Raw genomic sequence first — 22,167 nt, 5'->3', positions numbered from 1 at the left:
CACCGTAGCCGGATTACTCAACCCCGAGTAGACGCAGTCCAGCAGCTGTTGCGGCGGCCGCGACCACCACCACGATGAACGGCGCCTTGCGCCACGCGAGGACGCCGCCGACCAGTACGCCGGCCGGTCGGGCGACCCCGACCGGGCCGTGCCCCTCGGTCAGCGCGGCCGTCGCGACCACCGCGCTCAGCAGAACGACGGCCGCCGCGGCGAGCACGCCCTGAACGCGCTCCGACAGCTCGAACCGGCTGCTGATCGCCGGGCCCGCGATCCGCAGCGTAAAGGTGCCGACGGCAAGGATTCCGATCGCGACCAGCAGCAGCGGGACGTTGGTCATCGGGTCGCCTCCACGAGTTTCGGACTGCGGTAGAACGCCAGCCCCAGCAGGGCGCACAGCACCGGGACGCCGGCCGGCAGGAACGGCGTCGTCGCGAGCGCGATCACCACTCCGACGAGCACCGCCGTCCGGGTGGAGCGGTCGCGGAGCGCGGGCAGAACGAGGGCGAGCAGGACGGCGGGGAAGGCGGCGTCGAGGCCGAAGGCGTCGGTGTCGGTGATCACCGAGCCGGCCGCGGCGCCGATCAGGACGCCGAGATTCCAGCAGACGAAGATGCCGACCCCGCAGGCCCAGTACGCCGCGCGCCGCCGGCGCGGATCGTCCTGGCCGATCGCGAACGCGACGTTCTCGTCGGTCATCACGTGACTGCCCAGCCAGCGCCGCCAGCCGGTGCCGACGGCGTCGCTGACCGCCAGGCCGAAGGCGACGTGCCGGGTGTTCACGAGCAGGCCGGCAACCGTTGCGGCGATCGGGCTGCCGCCGGCCGCGACGATCCCGACGAACAGGAACTGCGAGGCGCCGGCGAAGACCACGACCGACAACAGCACCGGCACCCACCAGGCCAGCCCGCCGCCGACGCTGATCGCGCCGTACGAGACCGCGACCACGCCGTCCGCGAGACAGACCAGCGCGATATCCCGGGCGAGCCGCCGGTCGAGTGTTCGCCAGATCGAACGCATGGCCATTATGATGAACACGTCAGCTTTCGTTCGTCAAGCCGAACACCTAGACCGATGGAGCGAACACCGATGGACACCAAGGCCCCACTCGACGTGATCGCCGCCTCGCTCCGCCGGCACCGCGCCCGCGCCGGTCTCTCGCTCAGCGAGGCGGCCAAACGCGCGGGGGTCGCGAAGTCGACGCTCTCCCAGCTCGAATCCGGGACCGGTAACCCGAGCGTCGAGACCCTCTGGGCCCTCGCCGTCGCCCTCGACACCCCGTTCGCCGCGCTCCTCGACCCGCCCCGCCCCCAGGTCCAGCTCATCCGGGCCGGCGAAGGCCCCGTCCTCTACTCCGAGAACACCGAGTACAGCGCCACCCTGGTCGCCTCCTCCCCGCCCTACGCCCGCCGCGACATCTACCGCATCGCCGTCAACCCCGGCCCCGGCCGCCGCTCCGACCCCCACATGCCCGGGGTCGTCGAACACGTCCTCCTGGGCACCGGCAGAGCCCTCGTAGGCCCCGCCGACAACCCCGTCGAACTCCACCCCGGCGACTACCTCGCCTACCCCGGCGACCACCCCCACCTCTTCCAGGCCCTCGCCCCCAACACCCTGGCCACCCTCATCTCCGAACACCCCTAAACCGTTGCCCCCAGCAACAACTCCGCCCGCGGCAGGCGCACCCAACCCCCGGGGGACAGGCCTGCGGCGAGTACAGCTCGGCGCCGTGGCTGCTTGAGCCGGGCGGAGGGGCGGCGCCGCGTTGGGGAACCGGAGTGGGGACGACGAGCGCCCGGAACCAGGGTGGTTCCGGGCGCTTCGGCGTACGAGGGGTTCTAGAGTTTACGGCCGACGGCGCCGACGATGCATTCTTCGACCTGGTTGAGGGGTTTGACGCGGGGGCCGTCCGGCCACCAGTCGTCGCAGAGGACGAGGCCGGGGGCGACGAGCTCCTGGCCGGGGAAGAACTCCATCAGCTCCGCGCGGGTGCGGAACCGGCCACTGCCCATCGGGCTGTGGATGAACTTGTCCTCCATCTTCTGGGCGACCGCCGTGTGCTCCGGCGTCTCGGGGTCGAAGAAGTGCGAGATCACCGTGTACGACCCGGGCACCACCGCGTCGACGTACTGCTGCATGATCTGCGCGCCCTCGGAACCGATGTAGTGGTGCAGCGTGCCGGCCTGCATCACGGCGATCGGCTGGGTGAAGTCGAGGAAGTCCTGCTCCTTGACCACCTTCAGGACCGCTTCGGGCTCGAAGATGTCGGCCGCGAGGAAGAGCGTGTTCTCGTTCTCCTCGAGCAGCGCGCGGCCGTGCGCGAGCACCACCGGGTCGTTGTCGATGTAGAGCACCTTGGCATCGGGCTGGATCCGCTGCACGACCTGGTGGGTGTTCTCGGCCGTCGGCAGACCCGATCCGCAGTCGAGGTACTGCGTGATCCCCGCCTGGCCCGCGAGGAACCGGCAGGAGCGGATCAGGAAGTTCCGGTTCGACCAGGCCAGATCCTGGGCCTGCGGCGCAGCCGCCTGGACACCGCGGAGCACCTCGCGGTCGACCTCGAAGTTGTCCTTGCCGCCCAAGAAGGCGTCGTACACCCGGGCGATACTGGCCCTGGTGGTGTCCACCCCGACCGGAACCGAACTGGGAGCCTTGCTGGTATCTGGCATGCGCTGAACCTCGTGGATGTCGGGAAGTCTGTGAGGAGACTCTACTGACAGTAAGGCCCGCTGAACACGTCGTGCACGCGGGTCCGGGGTAGACGCGGTTACATTCGGTTGTGAAATGATCGCTGCGCACCGAGCGGATGGGGAGGAACGAGGCGTGACGGAACCGGCGTACGGCGGGCCGACCGCCCTGCGCATCATGCTGGGCGCCCACCTGCGCCGCCTGCGTGAGGACGCCGGGATCAGCCGGACGGACGCCGGCTGGGCGATCCGCGGCTCGGAGTCCAAGATCAGCCGCCTCGAGCTCGGCCGGGTCGGCTTCAAGGTTCGCGACGTCGACGACCTGCTCACGCTCTACAAGCTCGAGGACGACGTCGAGCGCGACCGGCTGCTGACGCTGGCCCGCGAGGCGAACAACCCCGGCTGGTGGCAGCGCTACGACGACCTGACACCGAACTGGTTCCACTCCTACCTCGGCCTCGAGATGGCCGCGGACCTGATCCGTACCTTCGAGCTCCAGTTCGTCCCCGGCCTGCTCCAGACGCCGGACTACGCCCGCGCCGTGGTCGAGCTCGGCCGGCTGGACGAGCCGCTCCCGCGCGCCGAGCAGGATCGGCTGATCACCTTGCGGATGCGCCGCCAGGACGTGCTGACGCGGCAGCGGCCGGCGCGGTTGTGGGTCGTCATCGACGAGGCCGTGCTGCACCGCCCGATCGGCAGCAAGACGATCCTGCGCAACCAGCTCGAGTACCTGATCGAGGCGTCCCGGCGGCACAACGTGACGCTGCAGATCATCCCGTTCAGCACCGGCGGTTACACCGCGACCGGCGGCGCGTTCACGCTGCTGCGGTTCACCGACGCCGACCTGCCCGACATCGTCTACATCGAGCACCTGACCAGCGCCGTCTACCTGGACAAACGCGACGACCTCGACACATACGTCGTCACGATGGACGCGCTGTCCATCGCCGCCGCCCAGCCGCGCGACACCGAGCGCCTGATCCGCGCGGCGATCGACAAGCTTTAGCTCGCCAGCTCCCGGCGGACGGCGCCGGGCCCGGGGCGGATGGCCACCTCGCGTGGGATCGGCGCATGCCCGGCCTCGCACTGCAGCACCACCTGCACCTGCCCGCCGCACTCGCGGTGCCGCGCCTCGATCGGCGGGCCGCCGTCGACAGCGACGTACTGATCGCCCCACTGCATCAACGCGACCAGCACCGGGTACAGCGCCAGCCCCGCCTCGGTGAGCCGGTACTCCGACCGCTCCCGCTGCCCCGGCACCCGATACGGATGCCGGCGGATCACACCGCGCTCGATCAACCCGGCCAGCCGATCCGTCAGCACCTGGCGCGGGATCAGCGCGCGAGCCCGGATGTCCTCGAACCGGCGGACGCCGACGAACAACTCCCGCAACACGTGGAACGTCCACTTGTCGCCGAGGATCTCCATCGTCCGGGAGATCGTGCAGTTCTCGGTCGACCAGTTCATCGCCTCCGGTTCCGCCATACCCATCACGATAAGTCTCCTTGACAGACTCAGCAATCCCCAGCCAAGCTGAATCCGTGAACCAGACCCAGGTCACCACCCCTGCCCTCACCATTCGCCCGGCCGCCGAGTCCGACCTGGAAACCCTCGGCGCCCTCCTCACCGCCCTCTCCGATCTGAGCCGCTACCACCGCTTCCAAGCCCCGATCCCCACCCCACCCCGCCCAGCCCTCCTCCGCCATCTCCTCCACCCCACCGGCGCCGCCTGGCTCGCCACCCGCGCCGACCACCCCCTGGCCCACGCCATGTGGGCCTGGGCCACCCCCACCTCCGTCCCCGGCGCCAGCAGTCCGGAAAAGATTGCCGAGCTGGCCGTGGTGGTGGCTGACGGGGAGCAGGGGAAGGGGTTGGGAGTGCGGATGCTGACTGTTGCCGCGGCGGATGCGGTGGAGGCGGGGGCTACGCATTTCTTGTTGGTGGTCGGCGCTTCGAATGAGCGGAGTTTGGGGATGGTGCGGCGGCGGTGGCCGGGGGCGGTGGGTGAGCGGGATGGCAGCTTGCTCAGTTTTGTGGTGCCAGCCAGGCCAGCTGCAGGGCCTCGATCAGAAGTTCGGCCGCGGGAGTTGTGTCGTACGACGGGTCGCTGAGCGACTCCTGGACGATGGCGTCGATACCGCCGCCGATGATGAGAGCCGCCGTGCGGAGGTCGACGTCGTCGGCCAGGCCGTGGGCTGCGCGAGCAGCGCGGAGGAGTTCGGCGAGCGGGGACCAGCGGGCGGCGCGCTGCTCGACGAGCTGCTCCGGGGGGACGACGTTCGTCATCGCCTCGATGATCATCCGGGTGTGCCGCGGGTTCGCGCGTAGGTGACCGATCATCGAGCGGACGTATGCCGCGGGCGCGCCGGCGGGCCCGGCCGCGTCGACCGCCGCGCCGACGGTGGCCACCAGCGCGGACAGAACTTGCGCGTGTGCCGCCTCGACCAGCGCGTTCTTCGAGGCGAAGTGGTAGATGACCGCGGCCTTGGTGATCCCCGCGGCGGCGGCGATCCGCGCCAGCGAGGTGGCCGGGTAGCCGTGCTCGGCGACTTGGTCGATCGTGACGTCGATCAGCTGGGCCCGCCGGGCCTGCTCGGTGAAGGTCCGTTCGCGCATGACCCTCAACTTACCGTATGGTTAAAGGACTTACCACTTGGTTAGGGAGTCGTCATGACGAAGAAACCCCGGCGCCGCCGCCGCCTGCTGATCGCTCTGGGCGTGGTCGCCGTGCTCGTCGTCGGGTTCGCTCTCGTGCTACGTTCGCCGTCCCCCGTCGGGCACTGGAACAGCGCGACCGGCTACCAGGACTACGTCGCGAAATACGACCTCGCGATGCGGGACCTGCCGAAACCCGCCGCGACCCTCGACATCCGCACGGACTACGGCCTGGTCCGCGCGTACCGGTTCGCCGGTGCCCAGCCGAAGGCGCGCCCGCTGGTCCTGCTCCCCGGCACCTCCTCGGGGACGCCGGTCTGGGCCGACAACCTGCCGTCGCTGCTCCAGCTCGGCGACGTCTACGCGATCGACCTGCTCGGCGAGCCCGGGATGTCGATCCAGAATCGCCCGATCACGACGTCCGAGGAGAAGGCGGCCTGGATCGACCAGACCCTGGCCGCGCTGCCCGGCGACAAGTTCCACGTCCTCGGGCTGTCGATCGGCGGGTGGACGGCGATGAACCTCGCGGTGCATCGCCCGGCGCACGTCGCGACCGTCACCACACTCGACGGGGTGAGCATCTTCGACTCGATCCCGGTCGAGACCGTCATCCGCTCGCTGCCGGCCGCCGTGAAATGGCTGCCGCGCTCGTGGCGGGACAGCTTCAACTCCTACACCGCCGGCGGCGCGCCGGTCGAGCAGGTCCCGGTCGCGGAGATGATCGAGTCCGGGATGAAGAACTACACGATGCGCCAGCCGCAACCGCAGCGGATCACCGAGGAGCAGCTCAAGGGGCTGAAGGTCCCGGCGCTCGCGATCATCGCCGGCAAGTCGGTCATGCACGACCCGGCGAAGGCGCGCGCGACCGCCGATCGCGCACTCCCGGCCAAGACGGTCAAGTTCTACCCGGAGGCCTCACACGCGATCAACGGCGAGTACCCGAAGGAGATCGCCGCCGACCTCGCCGGCTTCATCGCCGCACACCCCTGACCGGCAGCACGAACGACAGGAGGTACGCCGCCGGCGCAGCCCCGCGGCACGCTTGGCGACCCGGCCGCGCCGGCCGCCGTGGCCAGGCACCTCCTGTCGTTAGCGTCGGAAGAACTCGCGGATGTCGGCGACCAGCAGGTCGGGGGCTTCGAGGGCCGCGAAGTGGCCGCCGCGGGTGAACTCCGACCAGTGCGTGATGTCGTGCCGCCGGTCGAGTACCCGGCGGATCGCGGGGTCGGTCGGAAACACCGCGACGCCGGTGGGCACAGCCGATTTCGGGTGCGGCGGTTCGGCCCGGCCCTCGTAGTACAGGTTGGCCGAGGTCCCGCTCGTGTTGGTGAACCAGTAGATACTCGCGTCGACGAGCAGATGCTCGACGTCGACGGCGTCCTCGGGCAGCGGGCGGGCCGGATCGGTCCACTCCCAGAACTTCTCCACGATCCACGCGAGCTGCCCGATCGGTGAGTCGCTGAGCCCGAACGACACCGTCTGCGGGCGGGTGCCCTGCAGTTCGGCGTACCCCGTCCCGACCGCGCGCAACTGCTCAGCCGCGGCGAGCCGCGCGCGCTCGACCTCGGTCAGGTGCGGCAGGTCCGCGGGCAGGACGTCGGGAAACGCGAGCCCGCCGTTCAGATGGACGCCGATCACGTGCTCCGGATCGAGGACGCCGAGCCAGGGCGAGACGACCGACCCGGTGTCACCGCCCTGAGCGCCGTACCGGTCGTAGCCGAGGGCCGCCATCAGCTCCGCCCAGGCCCGCGCGATCCGCCGGTGATCCCACCCCGATTCCAGCGGGACGGAGAACCCGTGCCCCGGGACGGACGGCGCCACGACGTGGAACGCGACGCGCGGATCATCGCCGTACGCCGCCGGATCGGTCAACGGGCCGAGCACCGGCAGGAACTCCGCGATCGACCCCGGCCAGCCGTGCGTGAGGACCAAAGGCAACGCGTCCGGCTCGGGTGATCGGACGTGCAGGAAGTGGATCAGCTGCTCATCGATCCGGGTGGTGAACTGCGGGAACGCGTTCAACCGGGCTTCCCATGTCCGCCAGTCGAAGTCGAGCCAGCGGTCGGCGAGCATCCACAGGTAGTCGACCGGCACCCCGCGCGACCAGCCGTCGCCGGGCAGCTGCCGCGGCCAGCGGGCTCGACGCAGGCGGTCGCGCAGGTCGTCGAGCTCGCTGTCCGGTACGGCGATCCTGAACTGGTCCATGGATCGAACCTACGTCGCCGGGCGGGGCGGCCCCGGCGACCCGGCCGATCAGTCCTCGACGACGATGGCGAGCGCCGGGCAGACCGCGGCAGCCTGGTGCACATCGGCCGCGAGCTCGGGCGACGGGTTATCGGTGAGCAGGACGACGATGCCGTCCTCGTCGCGCTGGTCGAAGACGGTGTCGGCCGCGGTCACGCATTGACCGGAGGCGACGCACTTGTCCTGATCGACGATGATCTTCATGTCAGTCTCGATTCTGTCGCGGGGTTACCAGGTGACCGGGAGCGCGTAGACGCCGTACACGCCGCCGTCGTGTTTGAAGGGGATGTCGGTCAGCTCCGCCGCGCGCCGGAGCGTCGGAATCCGCCGGTAGAGGGTGCCGTAGACGACCTGCAGCTCGAGTCGCGCAAGTGGTTGCCCAAGGCATTGATGGACGCCGAACCCGAACGCGACGTGCCGCCGGGCGTCGCGGTCCAGGTCGAGTTCGTCCGGATTCTCGAAGACCGCGGGGTCGCGGTTGGCGATGTCGTTCGGGAAGATCACGCCGTCGCCGGCCCGCAGGGTCTCGCCGTCGAAGTCGATGTCCTCGAGGACGACGCGACGGCGTCCGTTGTGGGTGATGTTCAGGTAGCGGAGCAGCTCCTCGACGGCGCCGGCGACCACGGCCGGGTCGTCGGACTGCTGCAGTTTGGCCAGCTGGTCCGGGTGTTCGAGGAGCGCGAGGGTGCCGAGGGCAATCATGTTCGCGGTCGTCTCGTGGCCGGCGATCAACAGCAGGACGCCGATCCCGGCGGCGTCCCGGCGGGACAGCTCACCGGCCTTGACCCGCTCGGCCAGCCCGGAGAGCAGGTCGTCGCCCGGGGTCTCGAGTTTGTCGCCCATCAGCTCGTTCAGGTAGCCGCCGATGTTGCCGCGGGCCTTGATCCGCTCCTCGATCGGGGCGCTGGTGCGGAGCAGGATGCTGCTGTTGCGCTGGAAGAACTCGTGATCCTCGTACGGGACGCCGAGCAGCTCGCAGATCACCAGCGACGGGATCGGCAGCGCGAACGCCTCGACCAGGTCGACCGGTTTCGGCCCGGCCAGCAGGTCGTCGATCAGCCCGTCGACGATCTGCTGGATCCGCGGGCGCATCGCGGCGACGCGTTTGATCATGAACGGCGCGGTGACCATCCGGCGCAGCCGCGCGTGCTCGGGGTCGTCGAGGACGATGAAGCCGATACCGGCGTTCTCGTCCGGGCTGAGCGGCTCCTTGGTGGTGCCCGGGAAGCCGGGCCGGTAGACGTCGGAGCTGAGCCGCTGATCCGCGAGCAGCCTGCGCTGGTCGGCGTACCGGGTGACCAGCCACGCCGGCCGGCCGAACACCTCGACCTTGACCAGCGGCGCCTCGTCCTGCAGTTCCTTGAGCTGCGGCGGCGGGTCGAACGGACAGCCCTGCGCGCGGGTCATCGGATACGCCGGAGCATGATCGGTCGTTGTCATCGAATCCCTTCCCCAGTGAGGTTTTCGGGTTTACGCCGGCAACAGGTGTTTCCTGTGCAGGCGAGTCTGTTTGGGCATGTTCCAGCCGAGGACGGCGACGATCCGCCCGTCCTTTCGGTAGTGCGCGACGAACCGGCGCTCGTCGATCGACCCCTCGGCCACCGTCACTTCGGCGTCCGCGGCCGGGATCCCGTGCACCTGGATCTTCGTCGTGAACTGATCCGTCCAGAAGTACGGAATCGGCTCGTACTTGGTCGGCTGCCCCGCGATGTTCGCCGCCACCACCGCGGCCTGTTCACTCGCGTTCGTCCGATTCTCCAGCCGCAGCAGCCGATTCAGCCCGCCGTGCCACCACCGAGCCACATCCCCCGCGGCCCAGATCCCCTCCCCCGCCCGGCACCACTCGTCACAAACCACCCCATCCGCCACCTTCAGCCCACTCCCCTGCAACCACTCGGTCGCCGGCGCCGCCCCCAGCGCCACCACCACAACCTCAGCCGCCAGCTGCTCACCCCCAACCAACTCCACCCCACTAACCCGCCCACCCACCGCCGTCAGCCCACCAACCGCCGTCCCCAACCGCAACTCCACTCCAGCCGCGCCATGCACCTCCCCCAACAACCCCGAAACCACCTCCCCCAACTGCCCCCACAACACCCCACGCTGCGGCCCCACCAACACCACCTCACACCCCAACCCCCGAGCCGTAGCCGCCACCTCACCCCCCAAAACCCCATCCCCCACCACCACAACCCGAGGTCCATCCGTTGTTATGTCTCCTGCGGAACGGGCGAGGAGGTCTTCGCGGAGGGCGGTGGCGTCGGCGAGGGTGCGGAGGACGTGGACGCCGGTGAGGGGTTGTTGGTTGGGGAGTTTGCGGGGGGTGAGGCCGGTGGTGATGACGATGTTGTCGGCGGTGAGGGTGCGGCCGGAGGCGGTGTGGACGGTTCGGCGGGCGGCGTCGAGGGCGACTGCCGGGTCGCCGAGGTGGAAGGTGGCGTTGAGGTTGGCCAGGTGTTGTTCGGGGCGGAGGGCGGGGTGGGGGTTGGTGGTTGCGAGGTAGTGCTTGGAGAGGGGTGGGCGGTCGTAGGGGAGGTCGGGTTCGGCGCCCAGCAGGGTGATGGGGGCGTCGTAGTTGTGGCGGCGGAGGGATTCGAGCGTGGCGAGGCCGGCGGCGGAGGCGCCGATGATGAGGGTGCTCATGGGGTGGTGAAGGGAGCGGACCAGATGGCGACGATGCCGTCGATGAGACCGGTGGCCATGTCGTGCCAGGTCGAGCGGGCGGTGAGCTGGTTCTCGGCGAGGGCGCGTTCGAAATCGGCGTTCATCTGGACGATCAGGATGCGCGCCATCGCGCCGCGCTCCATCCGGACGGCGGGCGGCTGCGCCCCCATCGACTCCGAGAGGGCGTCGATCACGCGGAGCATGGTCGGCGAGCCGAGCATCTCTTCGAACATCACATCGCGCAGCGCCGGGTCGGTGGCGAGCTGGGCGGTGAAGCGCGCCATCCAGCTCGGTACGCCGAGGGTCGCGAGGTAGTCCGTCGTCGGGCGGACCAGCACCTCCACCCAGGCGCGCAGATCGGCGTCCGGCGGCAGCGCGGCGACCAGCTCCTGCCGGCGCTCCTCGACGGCGCCCGAGTGCCGGCGCAGGATCGCGCGGATCAGATCGGCCTTGGTGCCGAAGTGGTAGCCGACCGCGGTGTTGTTGCCCTGCCCGGCCGCCTCGCTGATCTGCCGGTTCGACACCTCGTGGATCCCGCGCTCGGCGAACATCCGCTCCGCCGTCACCAGGATCAGCTCGCGGGTCGCGTTCACCCGATCGGTCCGGACCGTCTTCGCCATCATCATCACCACACCACCGGCACTTCCTGCAGACCGCCGACCAGCAGCCCTTCCACCGGTCGCAACCGAGCCGAGGGTACGGCGAGCGCGAGCCCGGGCAACCGGCGTACGAGCACTTCGAGCACGACCTGCAGCTCCGTCCGCGCCAGCGACTGCCCGACGCAGGACTTCGGCCCGGCGCCGAAGGTGATGTGCACGTTCGGACTCCGCGTCAGGTCGAGCGACTCCGCGTCCGCGAATACGCCGTCGTCCCGATTCGCGGCCGCCATACTGCAGACCGCCGTCGTCCCGGCCGGCAGGACGCCGCTCGGCAGCTCGACATCCTCGGTCAGGTATCGCGTCAACCCGAAGCCGGGGTTGGCGTCGTACCGCAGGATCTCCTCGACCGCCGTCCGGATCAGCGCGGGATCGGCGACCAGCTGCTCCCAGGCCGACCGGTCCGACAGCAGCATCGCCATCATCTTGCCGATCATGTTGGTCGTGGTCTCGTGTCCCGCGATCAACAATCCCTTGCCTGTGGCAACCAACGCCTCGGTGCCCAGCTTCGCCCCCGCGGCATCCGCCCCGGTGATCAGATCGCTGAGCAGATCCTCCCCCGGCGCCAGCCGCTTCGCCTCGACATGCCCAGCCATGTACGCCGTCAACTCGGCCTGCGCGGCATCGATCTCCGCCTGCTGATACCGGCTCAGGCTGAGGAACGTGTCCGACCAGTACGCGAACCGGTCCCGATCCGAATCCGGTACGCCGAGCAGATCGCAGATCACCCAGACCGGCAGCGGATACCCCAGCCCGGCCTTCAGATCAGCCGGCGCCCCATGAGCCACCATCTCGTCGACCAGCTGCGACGCCATCGCCTCGATCCGCGGCCGGAGCGCGGCCATCCGCTTGGCGGTGAACCACTTCGTCAGCATCCGCCGCCACCGCTGATGTCCCGCTCCGGACTGCGGGATCGGCGACGGCTCGTCCCGCCGGTCGAAGATCGTGCTCGCGCCCTCCGCGCCGATCCGCGCGCCGCCCTCCTCCTCGGCCGTCCGCCCGAACCGCGGATCCGCGATGAGCTGCCGGACGTCGCCGTACCGGGTCAGCAGCGTCGCCTGATCACCGCTCGGCAGCCGGACGTGGGCGACCGGGCACTGCTGCCGCAGCTCGGCCCACTCGGGCGGCGGCTCGATCGCATCTATCGGGGGCATCGGGTAGTCCAGCGCACGCTCGATCGGCTCACTCTGGGTCACGAGACATCACCTCCGCGTTGATCTCGCTTCCCACCTTGCCTCGCGATCTTGTTTAAGTCAACTGCCTGACTTAATCTATGGTTGCAGAAACCAACTATCTTCCGATCGTTCTCCCGGAGGCGTTCGATGTCCGCTGTCCCCGCCGAACCCGCAGTGCGCGCCGGCGCCGTCGTCCCGGTGCTCGCCGCGGCCGGCATCACGGTCGCGCTCATGCAGACCCTGGTGATTCCCCTGATCCCCGAGCTGCCGCGATTGCTGCACGCCGCCGCCGGCGATACCGCCTGGGTGATCACGGCCACCCTGCTCGCCGCCGCGGTCGCGACCCCGATCATGGGCCGCCTCGGCGACATGTACGGCAAGCGCCGGATGCTGCTGATCAGCATCGGCCTGATGGTCGCGGGCTCGGTCGTCGCCGCGCTGAGCAGCTCACTGCTGCCGATGATCGCCGGCCGCGCCCTGCAGGGGATGGCCTCCGGCGTGATCCCGCTCGGGATCAGCATCATGCGCGACGAACTGCCCAGTGAGCGGCTCGGCACCGCGACCGCGCAGATGAGCGCCTCCCTCGGCGTCGGCGGCGCGCTGGGCCTCCCGGCGTCCGCCCTGCTGGCCGAGTACGCCAGCTGGCACACGCTGTTCTGGGTCTCCGCCGCGCTCGGCCTGGTCGTCTTCGGCCTCGTCGTGCGCTTCGTACCCGAATCGTCGGTCCGCTCCGGCGGCCGCTTCGACGTCCTCGGCGGGATCGGCCTCTCGGTCGGCCTGGTTTCGTTGCTCTTGGCAATCTCCCAGGGCGCCAAGTGGGGCTGGACGAGCAGCCGGACGCTCGGCCTGTTCGCCCTCGCCGTCGTCGCCGTCCTGGCCTGGGGCTGGTGGGAGCGGCGGACGCCGGAGCCGCTCGTCGATCTCCGGACGACGGCCCGCCCGCAGGTCCTGCTGACGAACGCCGCCTCCCTCGTCTTCGGATTCGCCATGTTCGCGATGTCACTGGTCCTGCCCCAACTGCTGCAGATGCCGAAGGCAACCGGATTCGGGCTCGGCCAGTCGATGCTCGGCGCCGGTCTGGTGATGGGCCCGTCGGGTCTGATCATGCTGGTCGCGGCGCCGCTCTCGGCCAAGCTCTCGAAGGCGCGCGGCCCGAAGGTCACGCTGATGCTCGGCGCAGTCGTCGTGGCGGCGGGGTACGGCGTCGGCATCGCGCTGATGGGCTCGGTGTGGGAGCTGGTGCTCGTCTCACTGCTGATCGGCGCCGGCATCGGTCTCGCCTACGGCGCCATGCCCGCGCTGATCATGGCTGCCGTACCGGTCTCGGAGACGGCCGCCGCGAACAGCTTCAACACACTGATGCGTTCGATCGGCACGTCGGTGTCCAGCGCGGTCGCCGGCACCGTCCTGGCCCAACTCACCATCAACCTCGGCGGCTACGCGCTCCCCTCGCAGAACGGGTTCCGCGTCGTCCTGGCCATCGGAGCCGGCGCCGCACTGCTCGCGCTGGCAGTCGCAGCCTGCATTCCGACCCGCCGGACGCCGGTCGAGGCCCCGGCCGCCGTGGTCCAGGCAACCGCGTGAGCTAGCGTCGGTCGTATGACGACGGTCGAGTTGGGCAGCAGTGAAACGACGGCATCGCGCGTGATACTCGGGCTGATGCGAATCAAGGAGAAGACCGACGCCGAGATCCGCACCCTGGTCGGGACCGCGCGCGAGGCCGGCGTGACGATGTTCGACCACGCGGACATCTACGGCGGTCCGCACGGCTGCGAGCAGCGGTACGGCGATGCCGCGCCGGTCCCGGCCGCGGAGCGGGACCAGATCCTGTTGCAGTCGAAGGTCGGGATCCGGTCCGGCTTCTTCGATTCCTCCCGCGAGCACATCCTGTCCAGCGTCGACCAGTCGCTGGCCGCCCTCCGGACCGAGTACCTCGACGTCCTGCTGATCCACCGCCCCGACACGCTCGTCGAGCCGGACGAGGTCGCGGCGGCGTTCGACGAGCTGCACAGCAAGGGCAAGGTCCGCGCGTTCGGCGTCTCGAACCACACGCCCGGGCAGATCGAGCTGCTGAGGAAGTCGGTCCGCCAGCCGCTGATTGCGAACCAGCTCCAGTTCAGCATCGCGAACGCCGCCCTGGTCGCGCAGGGCCTGGCCGCGAACATCATGGGCCTGGAGCAGTCGGCCGACCGCGATCTCGGCATCCTCGACTACAGCCGGCTGAACAACATCACCCTCCAGACCTGGGGTTCGGTGCAGAGTCCGGCGTCCGGCGTCTTCATCGGCGACCGCACGAACTACCCCGCGCTGAACGACGCACTCGACGAGATCGCCAACGCGCACAGCACCAGCGCCGACGCGATCGCCATCGCCTGGCTGGCCCGGCACCCGGCGCAGATGCAGATCGTCATCGGCACCACCACCCCGAGCCGAGTGCAGGACGCCGCTGCGGGCGCGGCAATCCGGCTCAGCCGCGAGGAGTGGTACCGGCTCTACACGGCCGCCGGGAACACGTTGCCCTAAAGGCGTTCGAGACTGCCTCAAAGGCGTTCGAGGAAGGTGAGCGAGCGGGTGAGGAGCAGCTGCGCGGCCGCTTCGTCGTACGACGGCAGCGACGAGTCCGCGAACAGGTGCTCCTTACCCGGGTAGAGGAACAGCTCGACGTCGTCGGTGGCGGCGATCAACTGCTGCGCGCCCTCGGCGTCCTCGAGGTAGAACTCGTCCTCCTCCTTGGCGTGGATCTGCGCGGGCACGCCCTGCGGCCACGTCTCGCCGAACTCGGTGTACGGCAGGACCGAGTAGTAGAACAGGCCGCCGCGAGCGCCGGGCCGGGTCTGGGTGAGCTGCTGGGCCGGCATGACGCCGAGCGAGAAACCGGCGTACACCACCTCGCTCGGATACCCCTCGGCCGCCTTCAGCGCGCGCTCGAGCAGCGTGCCGAACCCGGTCTCCTGGGCGTAGCCGATGCCTTCTTCGAGGGTGGCGTACGTGTTGCCTTCGTACTGGTCGGGCGTGTGGACGGTGTGCCCGGCCTGCCGGAGCTGTTCGGCGAACGCCAGCACGCCGTCGGTCAGGCCCTGGGCGTGGTGAAACAGCACAATCTCGGTCACGATGCGCTCCAATGATCCAAATATCTCGAACAATCGGCGATGTTAGTATGTTCGACTGTGACAGGCAACAGCCCGGTGCCCGACTACGAGCTCGCCGAGACGCTCGAACTGACCACCGCCGAGCAGGTCCGCGCGATCAGCGATCCACTGCGGACGACGATCCTCGGCCTCCTGCACGAACGCGCCGCGACCGTCACCGAACTGGCCACCGCGGTCAAACGCCCGAAGAGCACGGTGGCCCACCACGTCAAGGTGCTCGCGGACGCCGGCATCCTGCGGATCGTCCGGACCCGCAAGGTCCGCGCCATCGAGGAGCGCTTCTACGGCCGCGCCGCCCGGATGTTCTTCGTCGGCCTCGGCCGCCAGGCCAACGGCGTCCCACTCCCTCCCGACTTCAACGACTTCGAAGTCGCCGCCGAAGAATCCCGCACCGCGTACGACGCCGGCCAACTCCGCTCCTTCATCCGGCACGCCCGCATCCCCGAAGAGCGCGCCGCCGAGTTCTGGCAAGCCGTAGACCACCTGATCCACACCTTCGACCAGCTCCCCCGAGCCGGCGACACCACCTACGGCTTCACCGTCGGCCTCTACCCCATCCTCGACTACCCCACCCTCCCCCCACCGACCGCGTGACCATTTGCTGCCACCGCCCGCCGAACCCCGGCGGCATCCGCTACGAATAGGAGCCGACGCCGGGGAGGCACACGATGGAGCGACCGTCGCTGCTCGAAGCAGCCCTCGCCCTCTCCCGCTCCTGGCTCTCCCCCTCCGGCCCCGTCCACGAGGAGCCCCCGCCCGAACCCGACGAACCGAGCGACGGGTAGTAGTCACCTCCCGACCGGTTCGCTGGGCGCGACCAACGGCCTGACGGCCCACCACTACCCGTTCGTCGGTACCGAAGGTGAGACGCGGCAGGAAGCGGCCATCGGGCGTGCGGAGCGGGTTCGGGTCGTAGCTTGGGGTGATGGGTGGGCGGCGGCAGAGCGATGGGGCTCGGGCGGAGTCTGTGGATCTTCGCCGGGGTGATCACGCTTCCGCCGCCGTTGGTGGCATCGCTGGTCGTCCTCACCTCGGTGCATGCGACGTTCAGGCTGCGCAAGGTCCCGGCCCATCGGCGGGTGTTCTCGATCTGCACCCTGATCTTGGCCGCCGCTGCCGGCGCACTGTGCCTGGCGACTCTGACACCGGTCCAGTACCCCGGGTACCCACCGGGGTTCACTGGTCTGGCCAATACGCTGTTCTGGCACGAAACGGCGGCCAAGCAGTTGCAACGCGGCGCCGAGCTCAGCGTGCTCTACATCGACCTCGATCACTTCAAGCGGGTCAACGATCTACTCGGCAGGCTGGGCGGCGAAGAGTTTGCCGTCCTCCTGCCGCCGGACGCCGGTCACCGACGCGGCCGTGATCGCGGAGCGGATCCGGCGGCGGGTCGAGGGCCTTGCCATCGAGGTGGACACCCCGAATGGCAAGGCCCAGTTGACGAATCTGACCTGCTCGGTGGGCACGGGCGGGTACCCGAACCACGGCGACACGCTGGACGCCGTACTGCTGGCGGCCGATACCGCGACTTACCAGGCCAAGAACAGCGGCCGGAACCGCGTCGTCATCGCGTGATGGCTGAGAGGCCCTTGTAGGGGGTGGTGAAGTCGTCTTGGGCGGTGCCTACGGTCAGGAGTTGATTGTTGGTGACGGTTACGCCGGTGAGGACGCCGAGAGGGGTCTTCGGGGCGGGGGCGGCGACGAAGGCTTTGCCGTTGTAGGTGAGGACGTCGGGCTGGTTGCGGGTGTAGTCGCCTTCGTCGATGAAGTGCTCGCCGACGGCCACGGGCCGATTGTTGTGCAGGGCAACGTCGTACAGCTGGGCCCAGCCGGCCGGGACGGGGACGTTCGTCCAGCGGGCGCCGTCGTAGTGCATGGCGAGGCGCCGTTCGCGGGCGGTGTGGTCGACGCCGACGAGCCAGATGTCCTTCGGGCCGGCGACGGCGAGGCCGGTCGGGATCTTGCTGCCGTCGGTCGGGAGGTCGGCGACCAGCTTCCAGGCTTTGCCGTCGAAGCGCGCGAGGCCGGCGTTGAGGCCGAGCCAGGCGTCGTTCGGGCCGACGACGGCGAGGGTGTTGCCGTTGATCGAGCCCTCCAGGCCCTTGATCAGCGGCTGCCATTTACCGCCGACGAACCGGTACGCCGTCGCGTGCTCCCGCCCGGCGACCTCCGCCCAGCCGGAGACCCACGGGACGCCGTCCGGCCCGATCGCGACACTGCTCAGCGAGCCGGTCGGCACCGCCGGGGCGGGGACGACCTTCCAGCGGGTGCCGTCGAAGCGCAGCACGAGCGGTTTCGGCTGCCCCGCAACGCTGTTGTCGTCACCGACCGCCCACACGTTCTTCGGGCCGCCGACCGCGACCGCGTGCAGCGACGCGTTCGTCTTCACCGGATGCGCGACCGGCTTCCATCGACCGGCGTCGAGGCGGAGCACCACTGCCTTCTGCTCACTCTCACCCGTCGCGCCGACCGCCCAGGTCGCATCGACGTCGTCGATCATCACCGAGGCCTGATTCACCGGAACGTCCTGCCACTGCAGAGCGGCCGGCGTGGCTTGGGCGGTCAGCGCGGACGCCGTGAGCAGCCCCACCGCCCCGGCTCCGAACGCCATCCGCCCACTGCGACGCCTCACCAGCTGAACCACGAGCTCCTCCAAGTCGTTGGAATTACGTCAACGACTGGATGCTCCTACCGCGGATTTTGTTCGCGACCACGCGACGAAGTGCAGAACCGGCCCCCACAACGCGACCATCACCAGGAACGGCAGCAGATCGCCCAGCCCGAACTCACCCGACCACCACAGCTGCGCCGACGCGTACGGCGCGAAAAACGCGCGCACCGACTCCGGAAGCGCGAAGTACAGACCGAGCGGAATCACGATCGTCAGCACGCCCGCGATCCACGCCCGCCCGAGGAGGACGCCGAGACCGATACCAGTCGTCTGCGCGACCAACTGGGTGACGAAGGCGCCGAGCACGATCACCGGCGCGTACTGCCATTGGTCGCCGGACGACGACGGGATCAGCACGGCAATCAGCAGCGCCGCGGCCAACCCGATCGCACCGAGCAGCAGCGCCCAGACATATGCCTCGCGATAGGCCGGCTGCGCCGCCGTCCGCCGGTAGCGGACGCCGATCTGCGCGCCGATGAACGGTAAGCCGATCGAGATGATGCTCAGCGCGGTCGTCGCCGCGAGCGCGAGCGTACGATCCGCTTCCGCTGCGCCGAGTTGAGCGGCGACGGCGCCCAGGACGCCGATGGCGACGGTGACGACGGCAATGACACGGTCAGTGCGCATGGTGGCCCTCCCCAAGGGTCACTCCGAGGCGCGGTCCGCCTCGGACGCCCATTCTTCCAGGACATCCGCGACCCGCGCCAACACTTGCCGTGCGGTGGAATACTCCGCCGGACCGAACTCCGCGGCGAACCGCTCCTCCAGGTCCCGCAGATGGTCGTAACCGCTCGCCGCGACCTCCAACCCGCGGTCGGTGTAGGTGACGATCTTGGCCCGTTTGTCCTCCGGGTCGGGCGCCATCTCGAGGATGCCGAGCGCGACCAGCTCGCGGATCACCTCACCCATCGACTGCCGGGTCATCCCGGCCCGGACCGCCATGTCGGCCGACCGCGACCCCTCCCGCTGCAGCGTCGCGAACACCCCGTTGTAGGCGTGTTTGGCCTCCGGGTGACCGGACCGGCGCATCGTCTCGACCATGTCGTTCTGCAGCGCCCGATTCGCGCGATCGACCAGCGCGATGAACGGTTTGACCCCGATCCGAGGCAACTCAGGCCTTGACACTCGTAAGGATTCCTTCCAATATTTCGACAGGAATCCTTACAGTATCAGGAGTGGCCATGAACCCGCAGGAGCTGTCACCGTTCGTCGGGGCGCTGTTCGCCCGGGGCCGCCGGCGCAGTGTCCGGGTTGCCGTCGAGCAGGAGTTCCTGGTCGCCGACGCGGTCACCGGCGCCGCGGTTCCGATCGGCCGGACGCAGCAAGCCGCGGGCAGTACGCCGTACGTCGGCTTCGAACCGGGCGGTCAGCTGGAGCTCAGCCTGCCGTGCGGACTCGACCCGGCCGGCCAGCTCCGCAACGCCGTCGCAGGCCTCACGAAACGCCTGGCTGCCGACCGAATCACCCTGTACGCGTTACCGGTCGACCCGCGGCCCGAACATGAGGTCCCGCTCCAACTGACGAGCCCGCGGTACGTCGCGATGCACCGGCACTTCGACTCGATCGGACCGGCCGGACGCCGGATGATGCGCCGGACGGCGTCCACCCAGATCTGCCTCGACTGGTGGCCTGGCCGCGCCGGGGCCGAGCAGTGGCGGGTGCTCAACCTCGCGGCGCCGTTCCTGGCCGCGACGTTCGCCCGCAGCTCCGGCCCTCAGGGCCGATTGGCCACCTGGCTCGAGCTCGACCCGGCCCGCACCGGTTTCGACGATCGATTGCTGTACGGCGACGACCCAGTCGCGGCGTACACGTCGTTCGCGGCCGGCGCGACGGTCTTCACCACCGGCGGCCCGGCCGAGCATCTGACCACCATGTTCCCGCCGGTCCGACCGCGGTCGACGTACCTGGAGGTTCGCTTCCTCGACGCCCAGGAGCCGAGCGCCGTCGATCAGGTGATCACGACGCTGACGAGCCTGCTGTACGACGACGTGCGCCGCCGGTCCGTCCTGCGCGCACTCGAACCTGAACGAACCAACCTCGCCGCACACTGGCAGGCCGCCGCGGCCGGCGAACTCCTGCACTGCAAGGAGTTGGCCGCATGAACGGCGTCCTGTTCGTCACCGACCCGCTCGGCGGACTGGCCGCCGACATCGACGCCACCATCGGCATGATGGACGCGACCCAGCGACTCGGCCATGCCGTCTGGTGCTGCGGCCCCGAGGACCTCGCCGTCGTCGACGGCCTACTCGTCGCCCGCGCGCACCACATCCGGCTCCGGCCGCGCCACCCCGGCGTCGACCACCGCTGGATCGTCGACCCGACCTGGTTCGACGAGCTCACGACGGACGTCGTCCCGGTCAGCGAGTTCGCCGTCGTCCACCTGCGGATCGACCCGCCGGTCGACGAGCGCTACCTGCACACGACGTACCTGCTCGATCTCGCGGGCACCCGGGTGATCAACCGGGCCGACGGCGTCCGCGCGATCCACGAGAAGCTGATCGCCTTACGGTTCCCCGACCTGTGCCCGCCGACATCCGTCGGGACCTCGGTCACCGACCTCCGGGACTTCGTCGCCCAGGCCGGGACGGCGATCGTCAAACCGGTCGACGGTTTCGCGGGGCTCGACGTGTGGCTCGTCCCCGACGACCACGCGGCCACGTCGCTGCTGGAGTCGGCGACCCGCGGCGGACGGCGGCAGGTGATCGCCCAGCAGTACCTCCCAGCCGTTGCGCACGGCAACAAACGGCTCTTCCTCCTGGACGGTGAGATCGTCGGCGCCGTACTGCGTCGCCCAGCCGCCGCCGATTTCCGGATCGGACCGCCGGTCGCCGTCGCACCGATCGACGCGGCCGATCTCGCGATCGCCGCCGCCCTGCGGCCGGTCCTCGTTCAGCACGGCCTGGCCATCGCGGGCGCCGATGTGATCGGCGGCCGGCTGATCGAGGTCAACGTGACGTGTCCCGGCGGTATGCACAAGACCGACGCCCTGCTCGGCACCAACCTCAGCGAAACCATCGTTCGCCGCCTCACCCGTGAAGGAGTTCTGACATGACCACCGTGACCGTCACCTGCATGGCCCTGCTCGGCATCCTGCTCTTCCTGCTCGGCGCCAACGTCACCCGGCAGCGCGTCCTCCGCGGCGCCGGCAACCAGCAGCCCACCGACCCCGCCGATCGCCTCCTGATCGCCCAGCGCGCCCACGGCAACGCGGCCGAGTACATCCCCACCCTGCTCGTCCTGATCCTGGTCTGCTCGACCCTCACCGACAGCCCACTCGTCGACGCCCTGGCCATCGCCGCCCTCGCCGTCCGCCTCGCCCACGCCATCGGCATGCTCACGGCCAAAACCCTCGCCGCCCACGGCCCCCTCCGCGACATCGGCGCCCTCGGCACCTACCTCGTCGGCCTGGCCATCGGAGCAACCGCGATCGTGGCTATGTGAACCGCTTGAGCGCCCGCTTCGCATACGGCGCGAGCTCGCCACCCGCGGCAGCCACCGCCTCCAGATGCGTCCGCGCGGGCTCGTGCCGGAGTTTGCCGAGCGCCAAGAGGGCCGCGGCCTGAATGCGTTCGCTCGGATCGGACAACAGCTCCATCAACACCTCCGGCATCCGCGGGTCCTTGGTCTTCGGCAAGCCGGTGCCGATCAGCGAGACCCGAAGGTCGCCGAGCGATTGATCGCGGACCAGGTCGATCAGCTCGTCCGCAACAGCCGGCGTGGCCTGCTTCGCCAGGCCGCTGCAGATCGTCTCGCGGAGCTGGGTCTGCCAGTGCGCCATCCCCCAATCGGACTGGGGATGGTCCACCGGCGGCGGGTTCCGAGTCAGCTCCAGGAAAACCGGTACGGAGTACTTGCGCGCCGCGACCGGACTGAGTACGTGGGCGATATCGGAGGCCAGCGGGTAGTAGGTGACCTTGGGCAACCACTGGGCGAGCAGCGGAATCGCCGGCCGGTAATCGATCTGGCGCCGCTCGACGACCTCGCCCGACGCGTCCTTGACGAAGATGGCACGTTGCGTGAGGTCGCTGACGTGCCGGATCTGGAACCCGTGCGCGTCGAACTCGGGAATCAGCGACTGCAACTGGGGCAGCAGGTCGGCGGCGGCCTCGGCGTACAGCCGCTCCCGCTCGACGTGCTCCGGGTCGGCGGCGAGGGCGGCCGCGCGCTCGGCCTGGATCCCCGGATCGTTCAGGATCCACTCGACCATTTCCCTGTGCGACTTCCACCTCATCGCCGCAGCGTACGACGCCCTGGGGTGCACCTTCGGAG

The 22,167-nt window shown here is 69.6% G+C and carries 27 protein-coding genes and 1 pseudogene; 12 read left to right on the top strand and 16 right to left on the bottom strand.

Features of this window, described 5'->3' with window-relative positions; genetic code table 11:
• Positions 1–13: 13 nt before the first annotated feature.
• Entirely contained in the window at positions 14–337 is a 324-nt protein-coding gene (locus HPO96_RS31745) for an AzlD domain-containing protein (RefSeq protein WP_171678067.1), read from the bottom strand.
• Entirely contained in the window at positions 334–1,017 is a 684-nt protein-coding gene (locus tag HPO96_RS31740) for an AzlC family ABC transporter permease (protein WP_171678066.1), read from the bottom strand. The genes HPO96_RS31745 and HPO96_RS31740 overlap by 4 nt, the downstream gene beginning before the upstream one ends.
• A gap of 69 nt (positions 1,018–1,086) precedes the next feature.
• Between HPO96_RS31740 and HPO96_RS31735 the strand changes: the two genes are divergently transcribed.
• Positions 1,087–1,641 (top strand): helix-turn-helix domain-containing protein, encoded by a 555-nt coding sequence (locus HPO96_RS31735; protein WP_171678065.1) that lies wholly within the window; start codon positions 1,087–1,089, stop codon positions 1,639–1,641.
• A 194-nt stretch (positions 1,642–1,835) separates the two neighbouring features.
• Here HPO96_RS31735 and HPO96_RS31730 read toward each other — a convergent pair whose 3' ends face one another.
• Entirely contained in the window at positions 1,836–2,666 is an 831-nt protein-coding gene (locus HPO96_RS31730) for an SAM-dependent methyltransferase (protein WP_171678064.1), read from the bottom strand.
• Positions 2,667–2,862: 196 nt separating this feature from the next.
• Here HPO96_RS31730 and HPO96_RS31725 point away from each other — a divergent pair, with 196 nt between their 5' ends.
• Positions 2,863–3,690 (top strand): helix-turn-helix domain-containing protein, encoded by an 828-nt coding sequence (locus HPO96_RS31725; protein WP_171678154.1) that lies wholly within the window; start codon positions 2,863–2,865, stop codon positions 3,688–3,690.
• Here HPO96_RS31725 and HPO96_RS31720 read toward each other — a convergent pair.
• Positions 3,687–4,169 (bottom strand): winged helix-turn-helix transcriptional regulator, encoded by a 483-nt coding sequence (locus tag HPO96_RS31720; protein ID WP_171678063.1) that lies wholly within the window; start codon positions 4,167–4,169, stop codon positions 3,687–3,689. The two genes, HPO96_RS31725 and HPO96_RS31720, sit on opposite strands and share 4 nt — an antisense overlap.
• 56 nt (positions 4,170–4,225) lie before the next feature.
• On the opposite strand from HPO96_RS31720, the gene HPO96_RS31715 reads away from it, so the two are divergent.
• Positions 4,226–4,795: a GNAT family N-acetyltransferase gene (locus HPO96_RS31715; RefSeq protein WP_337796889.1), complete on the top strand. Its 570-nt coding sequence runs from the start codon at positions 4,226–4,228 to the stop codon at positions 4,793–4,795.
• On the opposite strand, the gene HPO96_RS31710 is transcribed toward HPO96_RS31715, so the two are convergent.
• Positions 4,710–5,300, bottom strand: a complete 591-nt coding sequence (locus tag HPO96_RS31710; protein WP_171678062.1) for a TetR/AcrR family transcriptional regulator — start codon at positions 5,298–5,300, stop codon at positions 4,710–4,712. The two genes, HPO96_RS31715 and HPO96_RS31710, sit on opposite strands and share 86 nt — an antisense overlap.
• A gap of 54 nt (positions 5,301–5,354) precedes the next feature.
• On the opposite strand from HPO96_RS31710, the gene HPO96_RS31705 reads away from it, so the two are divergent.
• Complete coding sequence (locus tag HPO96_RS31705; RefSeq protein ID WP_171678061.1) at positions 5,355–6,329, top strand: alpha/beta fold hydrolase; 975 nt, start codon at positions 5,355–5,357, stop codon at positions 6,327–6,329.
• Between the two features lie 99 nt (positions 6,330–6,428).
• On the opposite strand, the gene HPO96_RS31700 is transcribed toward HPO96_RS31705, so the two are convergent.
• From HPO96_RS31700 to HPO96_RS31675, 6 genes are read right to left on the bottom strand one after another with little or no spacing between them, the layout of a single operon-like run.
• A complete protein-coding gene (locus tag HPO96_RS31700; protein WP_171678060.1) occupies positions 6,429–7,544 on the bottom strand; it encodes an epoxide hydrolase family protein in 1,116 nt (371 codons plus the stop codon).
• 48 nt (positions 7,545–7,592) lie between these two features.
• Complete coding sequence (locus HPO96_RS31695) at positions 7,593–7,787, bottom strand: ferredoxin (RefSeq protein ID WP_171678059.1); 195 nt, start codon at positions 7,785–7,787, stop codon at positions 7,593–7,595.
• A gap of 24 nt (positions 7,788–7,811) precedes the next feature.
• Positions 7,812–9,023: a cytochrome P450 gene (locus tag HPO96_RS31690; RefSeq protein WP_171678058.1), complete on the bottom strand. Its 1,212-nt coding sequence runs from the start codon at positions 9,021–9,023 to the stop codon at positions 7,812–7,814.
• Positions 9,024–9,053: 30 nt separating this feature from the next.
• Positions 9,054–10,226, bottom strand: a complete 1,173-nt coding sequence (locus HPO96_RS31685; protein WP_171678057.1) for an NAD(P)/FAD-dependent oxidoreductase — start codon at positions 10,224–10,226, stop codon at positions 9,054–9,056.
• Positions 10,223–10,867: a TetR/AcrR family transcriptional regulator gene (locus tag HPO96_RS31680; protein WP_238355691.1), complete on the bottom strand. Its 645-nt coding sequence runs from the start codon at positions 10,865–10,867 to the stop codon at positions 10,223–10,225. The genes HPO96_RS31685 and HPO96_RS31680 overlap by 4 nt, the downstream gene beginning before the upstream one ends.
• 5 nt (positions 10,868–10,872) lie before the next feature.
• Positions 10,873–12,099, bottom strand: a complete 1,227-nt coding sequence (locus HPO96_RS31675) for a cytochrome P450 (RefSeq protein WP_337796888.1) — start codon at positions 12,097–12,099, stop codon at positions 10,873–10,875.
• 126 nt (positions 12,100–12,225) lie between these two features.
• Between HPO96_RS31675 and HPO96_RS31670 the strand changes: the two genes are divergently transcribed.
• Complete coding sequence (locus HPO96_RS31670) at positions 12,226–13,662, top strand: MFS transporter (protein WP_171678056.1); 1,437 nt, start codon at positions 12,226–12,228, stop codon at positions 13,660–13,662.
• 15 nt (positions 13,663–13,677) lie between these two features.
• Positions 13,678–14,601, top strand: a complete 924-nt coding sequence (locus HPO96_RS31665) for an aldo/keto reductase (RefSeq protein WP_171678055.1) — start codon at positions 13,678–13,680, stop codon at positions 14,599–14,601.
• Positions 14,602–14,618: 17 nt separating this feature from the next.
• Here the strand turns inward: HPO96_RS31665 and HPO96_RS31660 are convergent, their stop codons facing one another.
• On the bottom strand, positions 14,619–15,188 hold the full coding sequence (locus HPO96_RS31660) for a dienelactone hydrolase family protein (protein ID WP_171678054.1): 570 nt from the start codon (positions 15,186–15,188) through the stop codon (positions 14,619–14,621).
• A gap of 57 nt (positions 15,189–15,245) precedes the next feature.
• On the opposite strand from HPO96_RS31660, the gene HPO96_RS31655 reads away from it, so the two are divergent.
• The 3 genes and pseudogenes from HPO96_RS31655 (at position 15,246) to HPO96_RS39335 (ending at position 16,802) form a co-directional block, all read left to right on the top strand.
• A complete protein-coding gene (locus HPO96_RS31655; protein ID WP_171678053.1) occupies positions 15,246–15,821 on the top strand; it encodes a helix-turn-helix domain-containing protein in 576 nt (191 codons plus the stop codon).
• Positions 15,822–16,174: 353 nt separating this feature from the next.
• Positions 16,175–16,486: pseudogene (locus HPO96_RS39940) on the top strand (hypothetical protein); the annotation flags it as partial.
• 103 nt (positions 16,487–16,589) lie between these two features.
• Positions 16,590–16,802, top strand: a complete 213-nt coding sequence (locus HPO96_RS39335) for a GGDEF domain-containing protein (RefSeq protein WP_337796898.1) — start codon at positions 16,590–16,592, stop codon at positions 16,800–16,802.
• Here the strand turns inward: HPO96_RS39335 and HPO96_RS31640 are convergent.
• Genes HPO96_RS31640 through HPO96_RS38645 form a run of 3 tightly spaced genes read right to left on the bottom strand, consistent with a single transcriptional unit; the run spans position 16,792 to position 19,023 of the window.
• Positions 16,792–17,859 carry a beta propeller repeat protein gene (locus HPO96_RS31640; RefSeq protein ID WP_171678051.1) on the bottom strand — a complete coding sequence of 356 codons (1,068 nt, stop codon included), beginning with the start codon at positions 17,857–17,859 and terminating at the stop codon, positions 16,792–16,794. The two genes, HPO96_RS39335 and HPO96_RS31640, sit on opposite strands and share 11 nt — an antisense overlap.
• Positions 17,860–17,898: 39 nt before the next feature.
• Positions 17,899–18,525 (bottom strand): hypothetical protein, encoded by a 627-nt coding sequence (locus HPO96_RS31635; RefSeq protein ID WP_171678050.1) that lies wholly within the window; start codon positions 18,523–18,525, stop codon positions 17,899–17,901.
• A gap of 18 nt (positions 18,526–18,543) precedes the next feature.
• Positions 18,544–19,023 carry a MarR family transcriptional regulator gene (locus HPO96_RS38645; RefSeq protein ID WP_171678049.1) on the bottom strand — a complete coding sequence of 160 codons (480 nt, stop codon included), beginning with the start codon at positions 19,021–19,023 and terminating at the stop codon, positions 18,544–18,546.
• Between the two features lie 56 nt (positions 19,024–19,079).
• On the opposite strand from HPO96_RS38645, the gene HPO96_RS31625 reads away from it, so the two are divergent.
• From HPO96_RS31625 to HPO96_RS31615, 3 genes are read left to right on the top strand one after another with little or no spacing between them, the layout of a single operon-like run.
• Complete coding sequence (locus tag HPO96_RS31625) at positions 19,080–20,000, top strand: glutamate-cysteine ligase family protein (RefSeq protein ID WP_171678048.1); 921 nt, start codon at positions 19,080–19,082, stop codon at positions 19,998–20,000.
• The gene (locus HPO96_RS31620) at positions 19,997–20,950 is read left to right on the top strand and encodes an ATP-grasp domain-containing protein (protein WP_171678047.1); all 954 of its coding nucleotides are present in this window, start codon (positions 19,997–19,999) and stop codon (positions 20,948–20,950) included. Before HPO96_RS31625 ends, HPO96_RS31620 begins: the two co-directional genes overlap by 4 nt.
• A complete protein-coding gene (locus HPO96_RS31615; protein ID WP_171678046.1) occupies positions 20,947–21,339 on the top strand; it encodes an MAPEG family protein in 393 nt (130 codons plus the stop codon). Before HPO96_RS31620 ends, HPO96_RS31615 begins: the two co-directional genes overlap by 4 nt.
• Here HPO96_RS31615 and HPO96_RS31610 read toward each other — a convergent pair.
• Positions 21,332–22,129, bottom strand: coding sequence for a HEAT repeat domain-containing protein (locus HPO96_RS31610; RefSeq protein ID WP_171678045.1), 798 nt, complete (start codon positions 22,127–22,129; stop codon positions 21,332–21,334). The genes HPO96_RS31615 and HPO96_RS31610 overlap by 8 nt on opposite strands.
• Between the last annotated feature and the right edge of the window lie 38 nt (positions 22,130–22,167).

It is taken from the genome of Kribbella sandramycini, from assembly GCF_013131805.1.
In the GTDB taxonomy this organism is placed as follows: Bacteria; Actinomycetota; Actinomycetes; order Propionibacteriales; family Kribbellaceae; genus Kribbella; species Kribbella sandramycini.
Note: the sequence above shows the minus strand (reverse complement) of the source record. Positions and strands in the feature narration are given on the sequence as shown.